The following is a 15,216-nucleotide window of genomic DNA, read 5'->3' on the forward strand; positions in this document are numbered from 1 at the left end:
CGCATTCCCCCTATAACACTTCACCGATCCGCGTGTTCCGCAGAACGTCACGGCGAAGCCGTATTCGTTTGGGGCCCGGAGCCCCACAGCATTTGCCAAGCGCGGTCGACCAGAGGCACAGCAAGGCGCTCAGCAAGGGCCCTGAGTTGATGTAGTGGGCTTGGAGGGGGAGGCCAGACCGCTATCGCCGGACCCAGACTAAAGTCCGGCAGTTCGTTTGATGGTCCAGCAAACGGATCAACGAGGCCTGCCTTGGGGATGTTGCCCGGTTCAGAACCAATGAAAGTCTTGCCCGGTCCTATGCCGATGCCTGCCCCCTCGGGCAGCCAGGTGAGCAGCGCGCCCGGCAGCAGGATGGAGAAAAAGTCCATCGGGCCGATAAAGAACTCGCGAGGAACTGGTTTCATACATTTCCGTTCACAAATCTGTATAGATTAGGATGCGAGCAATAGTCGGAATTTCATTACGGCTTCTCGCTCGTTTTGCGAGTCACGACATTTAAATATTTTCCTTTCAAGCTCTCCGTTTTTATGGTGTTGTTCTGTTGCGTGAATCGATGCCAGCCAATGTCGCTACGGCGCAATGGCGTCGATGTTCGCTTGTCGTCGCCGTATGATGAAACACCTTCGCTGCCGAAGACTTCAAGGCCAGTAATTTTTGCTAGCCGATAAGCGAAGGTATCCTCAATCGGTCCGGTCCATGTGGACGAACCGACATGCGTACCTTCTTTGCCGCCAGCGGTTCTGCACATTCCCAAGACAATGGTCGCGTCCTTTTCGAACGCGATCTTCTTGTCATTGATCATTTTCTCCAAGTCTGAAAGTTTGGCCGCACGCTTGGCGTCGAACGTGGCACCGCCCGGCGGCTTGTCGGTGTATAGGCCGGCGCCAGGTCCTTCACCGCCCAGTCCAAAGGGTGTGCCATGCGATAGGACCACGAGTTCCTTGATCGACCCGGCGTTCTTGAGTGCATCGAGTAACGCTTTGCCGGAATCGACTTGCACGACATCATAGCCTTCGGCTTTCAACGCGGCCTCAGACGCCTTATACTCGTTTTGAGACTGACGATAAGCACTCCACAATTTTTTATTTGCTTCGTATTTTTTCAAATCAGAAGAATATTTCTTTTTTGCTTCTTCATACTTTTTCATGCTTTCCACGAATGCTTTCTCAGCTTTGTTCTTATCTTTTTCGTATTTCGCCTTCTCTTTATCTGAAGCATTTTTTCCGGGGGCTTTGATCGTCGGCTTCTGGGGCTTTATGGGCTCCTTAGGTCGGGGGAGTTCCTTTCCCGCCGGCTTGGATTCATTGTGCATGACAATGGCGAGCTTTTTGCCGCTCTGGCCGTCAGGATCGACGAAGCCCGTCGGATTGCCGAAGCAGTATTGGTAGAGGTTGGGACCCTCCTCCTCGCCTGCCGGATCGCAGGCCGTCCATCGCCCGAGCCACGGCGCGTAATACCTCGCCCCGTGGTAGTACAACCCGCTCTCCTCATCCTGCTCCTTGCCGGTATACCGATACCGTTTCGCTGTCTCGGTCTGGCTGCGTACGGCCTGATAGGTCGAACTACCGTAGGGTGCGTATTCCTCGTAGGAAATGATCTGCGCCTGTTCATCCAGTTCCAGGCTGGCTGAGCCGAGGTGGTTGCCGAACTGGTAGCGGATCAGTTGCCGGGGTGCGTGGTCGCCGCCCGCCGAGTCAAACGTCCGCGTCTCCACCACCGCAATGCGCTGCTTGTCGTCCATCACGTGCAGCGTCTCGCGCTCCAGGGTGGCGGTGTTGGCGTCAATGGGGCCGACGTGCTTGCGGAAGATCTCGAAGCCGCCGAGGTAGATGCGCTCTTCGGTAAGGCCCGGCGCTTTCTCCCACACCTTGCGCACGCGCTGGCCTGAGGCGTCGTAGACGTACCAAGCCGCGCCGCCACCGCCCAGGTCGGTCTGGCGCAACTGATCCTTGTAGTCCCAGTGCATGTTGGGCCCGAGCAGGCCGCCGCCCAGGTGCGGCATGCGCAGCATGTTGCCGTGAACGTCGTGCAGGTAGGTTTCCGGCTGCGGCGTGTTACCCGCCGGGTTCAACGTGGTACGGGTCAGGCGGTTCCTGGTCTTGAGCAGCGCACCGCCGTTGCCGTCTTCGATCAGACTGGCTTCGAGATAGTCGTAGGCGCGTGTCCAGCCCGGATGCGCCGGGTCGTTGCCGCGATGCTGCATTTGCAGGAAGTTGCCGACGGCGTCGTACACATAGCGCTCGATGTACGTGCCCATGGCGTTGCCGTTGCCGGGGTGGTCGAGTCCTGTGTGGAAGGCGTTGGATCCATCGGGTGCCGTTGGCGGCTTTCGCTCGCCGCTTGCCAATTGACCGAGGTGTTCGCGGCCGGTGGCCTGGATCAGGCGGTAGAGGGCGTCGTAGACGTAGTCGTTGCTCGGTTCGACGCGCTTGTTCCGGAAGTAGATGGTCTGCTGCGCGTCGTCCTGGATGTGGGTGATGTTGCCGGCCGGGTCGTAGGTGTAGTGCAGGTTCTGCACCTGCTTGCCCGGCCAGCCGGCACCGGGCTGCTGCGGATCGTCGCCAGGGAAGTCCGCCGCCTTGCGCTTGGTCAGCAGTTGGGTGAGGCGGAAGGTGAGCGGGTCGTAGCGGTAGAAGGTGCTGGCGCCGTTCTTGTAATCGATGAGCAGGCGCTGGCCCTTTGCGTCGTAGTCGATGTCGGCGACGCCGACCAGCGATGGGGCCTCGTTGGCCGGGTCGAGTAGTGCAGCAGGTTCGGCAGCGCGTTCCAGCCACACGTCCACCCGCTCCAGCAGGTTGGCCTCGTTGAACACCGGCTGGATGACGTTGAACTTGCCGCGCCCCAAGCTGCTGCGCGGCGCGATGGACTGGATGGGACGGTTGAGTGCGTCGTAACAGGTGCCGGCCTCGAAGGTTTCGACGTCGAGCTTCGGGTCGCGCAGCCAGTCGGGGATGGCGGTGTAGTCGCTGACCAGTTGCCGCGTGCTGTACAGCAAATTGCCCTTGAAGTCGTACGCATCGGTCGGATTGCTGTTGGCATCCACTCGCGCATTGGTCGCGACGTGGGCCGAATCGAAGTGGCGATAAATGCGGGTGCGCAAGTTGAGCACTTCGGCGTTGCCCAGTGTCTCCCCGTACTCGATCTTGTCGACCAGGATCTCGCGATTCAGGGTGCGCGGATCGGACTCGTTGGTCGTGCCGCGCACGGTCTGCTCGACGGGGCGGCGCAGCAAGTCGTAGCCAGTGGTGAAGTTGTGGCCGCGGCTGTCCCAGGCTCGGATGGGTTTGCCGCCCACCTCGTTGAGCATCCAGAGCGCGCCGGCTTCCATGCTGAGCTGGTGGATGCGGTTGCCAAGCATGTCGTAGGCGTAGCGCATGACGATGCGACCGAGCGGGTCGCCCGCCTGCCGGATGGCGTCGCGCATGGCGCGCTGGTTGCCTTCGATATCCAGCTCGACGCGGGTGGCGAAGCTGTCCTCGCCGCCGTCGAGGTCGTGACCGAGGCACACGACGCGGTTGCGCGCCACGGTGAGAAAGGGGCGGCCGAGCACATCGAAATGCGCGGTGGTGGGCGTGTCGGCATGTGCTGCAGCCCGTTGGGCAGCGTTACGCTCGTCCGCTCCCAGGGCGCCGCCAATGCGTTGTACATACCAGGTTTGCCAAGGCTGCGCGGGATTGGCTGGCGGGGCCTTGAAGAACTCGGCGACGTAGCCGCGGATATCAGCGTCGGTGCGAGGGTCACCGGTCTGGGCGTTGCGCGCGGCACAGGTGTCGTTGACGTCGTAGGTGGTCTGCTGCCAGGGGTCGAATACCACCTTCTCGTAGGTGTGGTTCGGGTGCAGCGTCGCGATGACACGCTCGGCCGGGTCGTAGAACAGCACCGGGCTGACGCCGACCATGATGCCGAATTCGTAGTCATGCGTGGCGCTGAAGAAGGGCTCGTACTGGCGGACCGGCTTGCCTTTGTTGTTGAAGATGGCCCAGCCGCTGCCAACCCAGCGTGGATTGACGATGGGCGCGGCTAGGTTGCTGACATCCAGCGGTCCCGGCTCGGCCTGGATCTTCTTCTGGATCTCACGGCCGAAGCCGTCGGAGTAGGAGAAGCTGAGCTGGATCTTCAGGCCCTGGGGCGGCAGCGGGCTGCTCGCGTGGGTTTCGCGCGCGAGCGTCGCGGCGCAGGCGGGCTGCCACTTCGTCGGGTCGTTGGGGTGGGCCAGCCGCGTGCGGCGGAAGCGGTCGAGGTCGTAGACGATGCGCGTGGTAGCGTCTTTCAGCAGCGCGGCTGCGACGGCGTGCGGATCGGCAGCACCAAAGCCGTCGAGCTGAGCTTGCGTGAGGTCGGTGACAAAACCAGCCAGTGTGTCACCTTCCATCTGTGCGGGCAGCGGCTTGCCCATCACGGCAGTGCCGACCACCATGCCGAGCGTGTCAAAAGCGACTTCGGTCTGGTTGCGGTTGGGATCGCTGACCAGGCGCGGCTGCAGGACGCGGCAATCGTTGCTGTCCACCGTGACGCGGTTGCCGAGCGCGTCGCGGGTTTCGACCATCAGCAGGTCGTGGGCGTCGAAGTCGACGAAGGCGTTCTGGCCGAAGGGGTCGCGGTAGCGACGCGGCCGAAAGAAGTGCTGCCGCGCCTGCGCCAGTTCGGTGGCGGCGTTGTCGGCAGGATCCGTGCTGAAGAAGGCCTGCCCCGAGGGCATCCACCAGTGATCGTCCGCGTCGCTCGCGGGGAAGCGGCTGTCCGTCTTGAGGGTCTGGCTTCGAAGGTAACCGCCCCGGTTGCCGGCCTGTCCGCCAAGGACGGCCGCCGGATCGGGCAGCAGGGGTTCGGCCGCCTGCCCTTGGCGCGGACGCTGAAAGGCCTGTTCGATCAGGCCTGGGGTGAAGGCGAGCTTGTAGCTTTCGCCGGGCAGGCCAAACGACTGCGATTCTCCGAGCGGCAAGAGGCCGTTTAGATTGTCGCGCCGGTAGAGGGTGCGCAGCCATTCGATCGGGCGGCGGCGCTGGCTGCCGGCGGCTGTGGCCTCGTAAGCGACATCTGGTGCGGTGACCTTGTGGCGTAGCCGGCCGGCAGCGGCAGGATCGGGCTCGACGAAGTCCGTGGCTTGGTAGCGACCGTCCGCACCAGTGGCGGCGTAGCCCGTCAGCTCGAACGTGATCGCCTCGCAAGGCAGTGGGTTACGGCGCGTGTCGGATGACTCAATGGCATTGGTGACACGGTTTTCGGTGTAGGTGAGCAGCGATGTTGTCTGCCGTTCGCGATCCCACTGCGTCGACAGCGGTGAAGCGCGGCGTCCGTAGCCGATAGCCGCTTGCTTGAGCACGTTGCCGTAGTCATCGACCTCCAGCGTCAGCGCGTGCTGGATGCGCGGGTCGGCTGGGTTGCGCTCGTAGTGGTAGCTGAGGGACTCGCAGGGGTGGGTGAAGAAGACGGCGTGGCGATTGGCGCCACGGGGCTGCAAGGCGCGGATGCTGAAGTTCTGCTCGGTGACGGTGTAGGGCGTACGGGCACGCTGGACCTGATCCGGCGTGGCGCCGGGGTGGTCGGCGTCATCGGCATAGACCTCCTGGCGCAGCATCGAGCCCTTGAGGGTGCGGCAGGCTTCGCGCTCTTCTTCCAGGGTCAGGCCAGGCGGGACGATGGTGTCATCGAGCAGAAGCGGCCGCGCGGTTTCGACGGTCAGTCCGGGCTCACGGAAATACTCATTCTCGAAGTGGCGCGAGACGCGTTCCCGACCGAGGTAGACGCCGGTATGGAACCAGCTCTTGGTGTGCACGGGCGGCACGTGCGATGCGGCGGCGATGTTGTCTGCCGGGACAGTGCCACCGGCGAGGGCGGCGAACTGCTCCGTGTCCCATTGCTCGACCATCCCGAAGCCGCGGAACTCTCGTTCCTCGCCGTCGAAATAGCCGTGGTGGTAGGCGTAGCGGGTGACGAAGCGGTTGCGGCTGATATGGTCGCAGGTTTCCACGCGCTCGACCACGTGGACCGGAAACGGCAGCCGGGTGATCCACGGCTTTCCGTCGCGCTTGTCCTGCAGGTAGAACCTGGTGGAGGGGGCGTAGTCGACGCGGGTCTCTGCCCCGAGGTTGTTGACGGTCCTGACCAGCAGATGCGGCTTGTGCCCGCCCATGAGGTTGACGTAGCGCATCGAACGCCGCGCGTCGCCCGGCAGCGCCGATGACCAGACCAGGCAGGCCGTGCCGTTGCCGAGCAGGTCGGTGGCCAGTATGCTTGCCAGGTCATCGATGCGCGGGAACACCTTCAGCACGTGTGGCTGGCTCCAGCCGTTGCCGGACTGGTTGAAGTACAGCCGCACGCCATCGCGGTGCAGGTAGATGATGTCGGTGGTGCCGCTGCCGTCAATGTCGGCCAGGCGGAGATAGCGATGGTCGAACTGGCCCGGATGGTCGAACCAGGGCGCGTTGTCCATCGTGATCTTGGCGCCGAAGCGGCCATAGCCCAGGTTCGGCCAGTAGCAGACTTCCCCGTTGCGGATGCGGACGATGTCGGTCAGGCCATCGCCCGAGAGATCGGCCAGGTAGAGCGACTGGGTGCCATCGGCAAAGATGACGCGCGGGCCTTGCTCTTCATCGAGCGCCTGCGCGACGTGCCGTGCCGGGCCGAAGCCATCTTCCCCGAGCAAGGCATGCCAGACAAAGGCATTGTCTTCGGTGATCAACACGTCGGCACGGCCGTCGCCGTCCAGGTCCACGAACCTGAGGTTCGGATCGCGCAGATTGCGGTTCAGGCGCGAGGCGAAAGGACGGAAGGGTTGCCAGCCTTCGGCCTCGTCATGCTCGTACAGGCCGGAGGCGGCGCCTTCCATGACAACCACGTCGGGCTGGCCGTCGCCGGCGAGGTCCATGAACTCCGCGCCGCCGGACAAGCTGGCACCGGGCTTCATGGCGACGGCTTCGAGCGGCGCGAACTTCGCCCTCACTTCCTGCTGGCCGCCCGGCAGCCTTTCCGGTATCGGGCTGAGATTGCGCTTGTAGTACCAGGCCCCAGCCTGCTCGGTGAGGATGCCGGCAAGCCCCTCGCCGTGCAGGTCGGTCCAGCGGTAGCTGCTGCCGTCCAGGCCGATGGGCGCGCTCTCCAGGCTCTCCGGGTCCACTTCCTCCACCACACCCTGCACCTCCGGCGCGGTGTACTCGAACTCCAACGGCGGAAAGCTGCGCCGGTCGTAGCCGCCGTTGTGCCGACGATAGCCGGTCTGGGTGACCGCGCGCAGGAACGCGTAGATGGGGTTGTGAACGTCAGTGGGGGCGCCGTCCGAATAACTGAAGTCGGTGGAGCGCACCAGGCAATCGCGCTCTACACCCGCTTCGCCCGGGAAGTGGTGGAACATCAGGACACGCCGGCAGATCCGGTAGGTGCGCAACTCGAAGCCGGCGCGGTATGCGGAAAATGGATCCTGGCGCGCGGGCCACGTGCCCGTTTCGACGGGCGTCGGCGCGCTGGCGTCGTGCTCGCCGTAGTCGAAGACGACCTCGAAGAGCCAGGCGTTGCTTGCGTCGCGCGCGCACGAATCAGAGGGCTCGGGCCAGGGGGCATCGTCCGTCAGTATCGGGAAGTAGGGCGAACGATGGCCATAACGAATGCGCTTGAGGTAGCGCTGCGCGGAACGGGACGCATCCGTGCGGTTGCGCTCATGTGCCCTGGCAAGTCCGTTGCCGGCCGTGTCCTCAAGAATCCGCGCCGAGTCTTCGGGCTTGTAGCCATAGACAATGACGTTGCCCTTGTCATCATGGCTCTGGCAGATCAACCAGCTGAAGACGCGGCTTGGGTCCGCTGGATCGGCAATGCGGCTTTCGGCTGTCCTGCCGTACCAGGTAGTGACGTTGCTCTTTGAAATGGAGCGCCAGAACACGTCGCTCGCATCGGCGAGGTTGGTCCAGCGCTCAATGCGGGCGAACAAGCCCTCGATGCGCGGCCGGAAACGGTCTACCCGGTACGTCATTCCATTGACGGTGCGCGCGGGCAACTGCTCCCGCTCCCATTTCCCTTGCGCATTCGTGAGCACCGGGACCAGGTCCTCGGTGCCAGAGATCATGTAGACGTCGGGTGCGTCCACATGGTCGAGGTAGGTCGGAAGCCCCCGATCGGTCTTGCGAGTGATCGCAGGAAGCGACAGGTTCCAGCCGAAGCCGAACGGACCGTTGCCCGCGCCTGAATCGTAGCTCAGAGAAAGCTGGGGGCCAAAGCCCGAACGGCCCGGGCTTGTTGCGATCGGCACCGAAATCGAAGCGGTGCCGGTGACCGGGTTGGCCCCGAACTTCTCGCCGAGACCGCGGATCGCGCCGCCGCCCCTGGGCAGCGAGATCGACGGCGCAGCCTGACCCTGAGTCCCCTGGTTGCCTGAACCCTCGCTCGCTGCCGTGCCTGGAATCATGACAGGCGCTCCCGGTGTAATGCTTTTGTTCTTGGCTCCTGCGCGGAGACGCACGTGAAGGCGGCCCTTGCAATGGATGCAGCGTAGAAGACCGCGGCCAAAGTGCAACTGCGAGCCGTTTAACTCTGATCTGCACATTCCCGGGTTCGATGGCACCCGGATACCCGGATGAGCTTGCTGCCTTCGCAAGCATCGCGAGGGAGCAAAGCTTCAGGGGCGCAGCAGCAAAATTGGGGGTGGTTCAGCCTGCACTCAGCCAGATGGTCCGAAGCGATCGGGGCGGTCTAGAATCAAGGAGCGTACTACCGTTCTGGAGCTTGCCATGGCCAGATCCCTCCGTCTGCTGGCTGCCTGCGCGGCAGCCCTCGCTTTGAGCGCTCTTGCTGCGCCGCCGGCCGGAACCCTGATCCTTAGCTTCAATCATCCCGAGACATACACGGATGCCGCCTATCGCAGCGCGTACGGCAGCGACAAGGAGAGGGCGCAGGTGATGAACGATATCCGCGCCCACTTCCACGAACTGGCCGCCCGCCACCTGCCGCCTGGCTATACGCTGAACATCGAAGTGCTCGATGTCGACCTGGCCGGACATTTCGAACCGTGGCGTTTTCCCGGCTATGACTTGCGCGTGGTGCGCGATGTCACCTGGCCGCACATGAAGCTGCTCTATGAACTACGCGGCAGCGATGGAGCCGTGATCGGCAGGGGCGAGCAGCGTATCGCCGACCAGACCTTCAATATGGGTGTCAACGTCTACAGTCCCACCGACAGGCTGCGCTACGAGAAAGCGATGATGGACCGTTGGTTCGACGAAGCCGTGACACGCAAGATCCCGGCGCGCCAGAGCGATCACGCCTGATTGGCTGCCTTCCGTTGCGCCAGCGCCGACAAGACGGCCTGGCTCATTGCGCCGACCCCGGCCTTGATCGCGGGCTCAGGCGCCGGCGCAAAGAATGGCGAATGGTTCGATGGCAGCGCCGCGCAGCCGGTCTTGCCCGGATCGGGTGGACGCTCCGGTAGCGCGGGCAGGGCGGCTGACGCGTTCGTGGCGGCCCGTTCATGACAGTGTCAAAAGCAGTCGCCCCGAGAAGACCTGCTCGGCAATCTGCACAGTTTTTTGGAATAGGGGTATCCAAGTGCTGCCAACCCGCGTATATTTCGCCCCGCGGGGTGGAGCAGTTGGCAGCTCGTCGGGCTCATAACCCGAAGGTCGCAGGTTCAAGTCCTGCCCCCGCAACCATATTCGCCCAGGCCCCGCCGGAGCTATCCGCGCGGGGCTTTTGCTTTCATGCCGGAAGATGGTGAGGGGGGCGTCCGCACACCCGGCAAGCTCCCGACCAGACGCAGGCCCCGGCCCGCTCAGCGCAGGTGCCCGCCAAACAGTCCGAGCAGGCCGATGACAATGAGGTAAATGGCGACGATATAGTTAAGCAGCCGCGGAATGACAAGAATAAGGATGCCGGCGATCAACGAGATTAGCGGGCCGGCGCTGGTAATGAAGTCCATGATGGGCCTGTGTGATTGGGGTTGATCTGTCGGGCGCTCCTGGGGGCGGCTGTTGGTGGTTACATGGCAGCCAGCTTCGTGACCTTAGTGGCTTCGAGGCTGATGCCTGCCATCAGTCCGCCATGATTTGCTCCGGTGCTCGAGCTATGAAAACGGTGGCGCAGAGAGGCAAAGCTCAGCCGAACACACGCGATCGCAGGTCGTCCTCGAAATCGACAGTCCATTGCGCACCCAGGTTTCCGTCGTATTGGCGGATTTCCCTTCCGAAGCCTACCGAGACGGTGCGCCTGCGTGGCGGCCCAGCGCCTGCAGCGTCTTCAACCGCTGTTACGGTAAATCCGTCGGGTGCGACCCCGTTACGCAGACAGGTCTCGCGGAAAGCTTCCTGCTCCAGCGGAGGGAACTGATTCAGCATCGTCTCCAGCATGGGTGTCTCCTGATGCCGACATGTAACGAGGAAAGGCCGAAGCGGCCAAGGGCGGCCCGTCGGCTGGCCGCCTTTGCCATTTCGCCCGCGGTGCGATGGCTCGGGTGCTGACCCTCTCCAGGGCGGAGGACTGCCGCTCGGGCGGAACGCGTTGTCGATGGCCTGCCATGGAATCCTGAACACCGATTCGAGGGATTCGCTGTAGTACTCGTTGCTGCTCCTTCGTATCGACAGGAACATCCATACCTATGCCCAGAGGATAGTTTATTTACGCACCGGAAGGGCGCGTTTCGGCATCGGTCACTGGTGGCGGGGCGTAGACATAGGGTCAGGGGTCGCGAGTGCTCCAACTTAAATGCATACACACCAGGTCAGTCTTGCAACGGACGCCTGTTCTGGGTCTCGTACAACGCCACGATAACCGTGTACATCATTCCGACTAGACATGGGGTGCCCAAAAGGGTCTGCGCTTGTCCCATTAGCGCAGTAGTCGGCACTGGGTGACGACGGCCGATTATAAACACAATGAAATGCACGATTGGACAGTGTGGCTAGAGTGTATCGCTCGTTAGAACAAAATGGCTTTCCGATCTTTGGCCGTGCATTGGTAGATGCGATTTGTGTGTGGAGTCTCATTCAGTCGAAAATTATTCTCACGACGGAACTTCGAGAACGACCAGCCGCCTGCACTAGTTGATATATCGGGAGTGATTCGCCGATCTGAAAAGCTAGCTTTCATCCAGCGAGCCAGGTTGGGCCTCCACGGGAGGATGCGGCACATCGTCTTGCACCTATAGGGACCGATAGGGGACGCTGATGCACCTTGAGTCGGCAAAGATTCCTGTTTCTTCGGTGGCTGAGAGGCCAGGCCACCTTTCTATCCGCAACCCATCTCAGTCATCCAGACTACCTTGCAATTAAGACCGGTAAGCGATCTGGAACGGCCATCCAGAATGCTCTTGTTTGCAGCGGTGCCTCAAATTAACGGACGGGATCAAGCGTTGTCCTCACGAAGAAAGAGCGAGGAACGCCTCGCGACGAGGGACCGGAGAATGGTCTCTCGCCGCCAGAGGCGTTATCACGGTTTGCGCAGGCAATTTAATCATGCGCCCGAGCAGACGAAGTCCATGATGGTGTGAGGACTAGCGCGCACCCGTACTCTGCACTTCTTCCAGTAACGCGCGCGCAGCCAGTTTGCCAAGATTGTTGCCAGCGAATGGACTATCGCCTGTGAGGAGCTTCCGGTCACGGAAAGTACTCCCATCAATTTTAGTATTGACGATCTCTACTCCCATCGCTGCGAGTTTCTCTCCAAAGAACCAACGCAATGGGCCGGGCATATAGCCAATATCTGGCGTCTGCTTGTCCATGGAATCCGGGAATGCGCAGATGCGGTAGCCGCGGAACAGGTCTCCCCCGTTAGGTTCGTCGACGCCGGCGGAAAGCAGGGCCGCAGGCCCATGACAAAGCGTGATGATGAACCTGTCGTTTTGCATGGCCCACTGAAGGGTTGCCTTCATATCTGCGCTGAAGGGCAGCCCCATCAGGGCGCCATGTCCCCCAGGGATAAAAACGGCAATGTAGTTTGCGTCCTTGTCCAACGAATTGACTACGTCAGCAAGCTTAAGGGGCTGTTGAAATTTTTGCTCGTACTTCGCGTAGAGGGACTTTATCTCGGCGTCCTCAGAAGGGAACGCCCACCATTCGAACTTGGTCGGATTGCCCGATAAAGTGGCAATGTCGAACTCGAAGCCCGCGCGGTCCAGGTGATACATCGGCAGCAGGGTCTCGACGGGATGGTTGCCAGTAGAAAAGAAGGTACCGTTTCCGGTCAGGAGATAGCGCTCGTCCGCAGCGACGAGTAGTACTTTCCAGCGACCTCCCCGATAAGCGTCCGGATAGTCGGCGTCGGAGAGGTTCGACTTTGGCGATGTGAATTGTGAGAGCGAGTATGGGGAGGGAAAGAACGCCTTGTGCTCGGCTGGGTCAGGCGTCGGCTGCTTGCTGTCGGTCTGGGACGTCATGATAGGCTTCCTTCTAAAAATCAGTTCTAGAGCTTAGTTTTCACCGGTTTTTTTTACATCAAATGGGGAATTCCCCCGATCACCAGCAAGGACCATGCATTCCGGCGCCTTGCTATGTGCACTTCACCTTCCCGCTCGTATCAATGTTTTTTTCGCACTTGCGGGCAACCACGGTTCGGACGCAGGTCGATCGCTTAATCGGCGGGCGGCAGCTTCGCGGACAGTTCAGGAAAATGGAGTTCGCCTTCGTAGGTCTCAGCGCCAGCTTTGAGTATCGCCTTGACCCGCGCCTGTATCGCTTCGTTGGCTACGCAAAGGTCGGCCTCATGCGCTTCCATCAACAACCCTTCGGAGAACGATACGTCCGACCCCATGTCCACGGCCTTTTTCAGATGGGCAATCGTGGTGGTGGGGAAGGTTGCAATGCGGCGGGCGAGCTTGTCCACGAATTGCCCCAGTTCTCCTGCCGGCAGCGCTCGATTGATATAACCGTAGTGGTCGGCCAGTTCTGCCGAGAAGTCTCCGCCGACGAGCAGCACCTCAAGGGCACGTGCGCGCCCCATGCGCCGCGGCAGGCGCTGTGTGTTGCCCCCGCCGGGGACGAGTCCGCAGACGACTTCCGGCTGGCCGAACACAGCCTTGCCGATCGCGGCGAAACACATGTCCGCGGCCAGCGCGATCTCGCAGCCACCACCACGAGCGATGCCTTCGACCTTTGCGATCACGGCTTTTGGCATGTTGCGCAGGCGCTCTCCGAGCATCTGGGTCAGACGGAATGTGCGTGTATTCGAAGTCGTCTTCGGCGCCGAGCCGACACGGTGCAGGCCCGAGTGTGCGATAAAGAATTTCGGCACAGCGCTCTGCAGGATGATGACGCGTACGCTCGCATCCTGTTCCAGTTGTCGGGTCACCCGATCGAACTCATCCGACAGTACCTCATCGAGCAGGTTGAGCGGCGCATAGTTCAATGTTACGGTGGCGACGCCGTGGTCTTTGGTGACCTGGATATGTTTGTAATCGGCGTAGTTTGCGCTGGCCCCTTGGGGCGAAGCGGAGCTTTCGGACGCGGCCCCAGTTTCGGCCGAGACGAGCAACATTCCCGGCGCGAGTGTTGCAGCGCCGACGGACTGGACAAATGAACGCCTGGAGATAGTCGACATGGCAGGTCCTTGGATTCATCTACCGCTTGCCGAGCCAGGCTTGGCCCGTAGTTCGCGGCGGGTCGAGTGATGCGGTTGCCCTCCACCGGGGCGTCGCGGTTTCCCCCAGGCGCCGCGGAGGAAGGTGGCTATGTCAGCAATTTCGGAATTGACGCGGCGGCGATCGAAGGTCAGCATCCCGAATGGCGTGAGTACGCCTTCGGTTGACTCCGCTCCACCACCATTACAGTTCAAGTCGAGGAACATGATTTTGCTTGGTGCGCCGACGACGAATCGCATGACATTCTTTCGAAGTGCTTTAGGATGCACACTCCAATCCAATGGCCTTGCGATTCCCATTAGCGAGTAATTGTTCGTGGAAACGCGAGACACGCTGTTCGCATCGTTAACGCAATCATTCCCGTATCGCTGCGGTGTTTGCAAGGAGCCTCCCTAAGTGGGGGGGTACCCAGGTCAGGTCTTGGCAATGCTGAAGTCGGCGCTCGGATTAGTCCAGGAGGCTTCGGTTCAGCACAAAGCAACGCCCGGAAACAGTGAAGAGTTGGCAGCGCCGGTCATGCCCCCCACCTCCCCCCCCTATGACGGTATCCTATGCCCTTGTGGCTTGATTTCCGTTTCCGCGATCATCCGTTACAGTCGTATCCAGCCCTGCTCGGGTGATCCTAGTGAAGAAAAGTTAGACGCGAGGGGCAAGAAGCGCGAGGGGTAGCTAGTTGGCATTCCGGCGACTGCGGATAGCAATGCTTGTAGTAGCGCCGGGTACACCAAGGTACCGACCATGGCGGAGGTGGGCGGTGAAAGGCGTCGGCGTACTCGGCGTCCGGTGTTGCGGTGGGCGAACCTGCTGCTGGCAAAGTTGGAGCAGTAAGGGCACACCCCCGCCTAGTCTGCGACTCAGGAGCGTAGTATGGGGAAGACTGTATTGGTGACTGGCGCCGGCAGCGGCTTTGGCAAAGGGGTGGCGCTGGGACTCGCGCGCAGCGGGCATAACGTTATTGCAGGAGCGCAAATCTGGCCGCAGGTGACGGAATTGCGCAATGCGGCGGAGCTCGAGGGCGTCCGGCTGACGGTAATCAAACTCGACATGTTGGACGCGATCGACCGGCAGCGCGCGTTCCAGCACGAGATCGACGTGCTGTTTAACAATGCTGGCATCATGGAGGCGGGGCCGGTGGCGGAGATTCCTATCGCGCTGGTGCGGCGGGTATTCGAGACCAATGTATTCGCGGCACTCGAGATGGCGCAGGGGTTCGCCCGACAGATGATCCGGCGCGGCAGCGGCAAGATCGTCTGGACGTCTTCTGTTGCCGGTCTGGTCAAGGTCCCCTGGGTGGCGGCGTATGCGGCATCCAAGCATGCGGTCGAGGCGCTGTGCGCGTCCATGCGTGAGGAGCTGAAGCCTTACGGGATACAAGTCGCGACCGTGAATCCTGGAGCCTACCGGACGGGTTTCAACGACACCGGCATGGAAAGCATGGACCAATGGTGGGAAGACGGAAAGCAAGCGATGCGGCCACGCGTGAAGCGTCCGCTGAATAACCAACATGACCCGCAGGAAATGATTGATGCCATGATCGATGTCATCACCGCCGCGTCGCATCGCTACCGAACCATCAAGCCTGATTCCGCCGCTGAGATGGTGCGCCGGGAGCAGCGTGATGAATGGGATGTGATCGTCTAGTGTGCTGCATGCTGTCAGGA

Annotated in this window: 9 protein-coding genes and 1 tRNA gene; 4 read left to right on the forward strand and 6 right to left on the reverse strand. The window is 61.6% G+C overall.

Annotation, left to right across the window (positions count from 1 at the left end; all coding sequences use genetic code 11):
• Nucleotides 1-47: 47 nt before the first annotated feature.
• Both C265_RS32375 and C265_RS27160 read right to left on the reverse strand, forming a co-directional pair.
• Entirely contained in the window at nt 48-407 is a 360-nt protein-coding gene (locus tag C265_RS32375) for a hypothetical protein (protein ID WP_136227862.1), read from the reverse strand.
• Between the two features lie 56 nt (nt 408-463).
• Nucleotides 464-8,398: a SpvB/TcaC N-terminal domain-containing protein gene (locus tag C265_RS27160; protein WP_010809331.1), complete on the reverse strand. Its 7,935-nt coding sequence runs from the start codon at nt 8,396-8,398 to the stop codon at nt 464-466.
• A gap of 149 nt (nt 8,399-8,547) precedes the next feature.
• On the opposite strand from C265_RS27160, the gene C265_RS31875 reads away from it, so the two are divergent.
• The 3 genes from C265_RS31875 to C265_RS27170 all read left to right on the forward strand — a co-directional run bounded on the left by C265_RS31875 (nt 8,548) and on the right by C265_RS27170 (nt 9,638).
• Nucleotides 8,548-8,772 (forward strand): LysR family transcriptional regulator, encoded by a 225-nt coding sequence (locus C265_RS31875; RefSeq protein ID WP_081050151.1) that lies wholly within the window; start codon nt 8,548-8,550, stop codon nt 8,770-8,772.
• On the forward strand, nt 8,721-9,257 hold the full coding sequence (locus C265_RS27165; RefSeq protein WP_011617177.1) for a DUF3016 domain-containing protein: 537 nt from the start codon (nt 8,721-8,723) through the stop codon (nt 9,255-9,257). The genes C265_RS31875 and C265_RS27165 overlap by 52 nt, the downstream gene beginning before the upstream one ends.
• Before the next feature lie 305 nt (nt 9,258-9,562).
• Nucleotides 9,563-9,638: transfer RNA gene (locus C265_RS27170), tRNA-Met, on the forward strand.
• A gap of 119 nt (nt 9,639-9,757) precedes the next feature.
• Here C265_RS27170 and C265_RS31880 read toward each other — a convergent pair.
• From C265_RS31880 to C265_RS27185, 4 genes are all read right to left on the reverse strand, one after another.
• Complete coding sequence (locus C265_RS31880) at nt 9,758-9,904, reverse strand: DUF3096 domain-containing protein (protein ID WP_010809333.1); 147 nt, start codon at nt 9,902-9,904, stop codon at nt 9,758-9,760.
• Nucleotides 9,905-10,079: 175 nt separating this feature from the next.
• Complete coding sequence (locus tag C265_RS27175; protein WP_010809334.1) at nt 10,080-10,331, reverse strand: hypothetical protein; 252 nt, start codon at nt 10,329-10,331, stop codon at nt 10,080-10,082.
• A gap of 1,142 nt (nt 10,332-11,473) precedes the next feature.
• A complete protein-coding gene (gene hchA / locus C265_RS27180) occupies nt 11,474-12,355 on the reverse strand; it encodes a glyoxalase III HchA (protein ID WP_010809335.1) in 882 nt (293 codons plus the stop codon).
• Nucleotides 12,356-12,549: 194 nt separating this feature from the next.
• Entirely contained in the window at nt 12,550-13,515 is a 966-nt protein-coding gene (locus C265_RS27185) for an enoyl-CoA hydratase/isomerase family protein (protein WP_011617175.1), read from the reverse strand.
• Between the two features lie 907 nt (nt 13,516-14,422).
• Here C265_RS27185 and C265_RS27190 point away from each other — a divergent pair.
• On the forward strand, nt 14,423-15,196 hold the full coding sequence (locus C265_RS27190; protein ID WP_010809337.1) for an SDR family oxidoreductase: 774 nt from the start codon (nt 14,423-14,425) through the stop codon (nt 15,194-15,196).
• Nucleotides 15,197-15,216 lie beyond the last annotated feature (20 nt).

It is taken from the genome of Cupriavidus sp. GA3-3, assembly GCF_000389805.1.
Lineage (GTDB): Bacteria > Pseudomonadota > Gammaproteobacteria > Burkholderiales > Burkholderiaceae > Cupriavidus > Cupriavidus necator_D.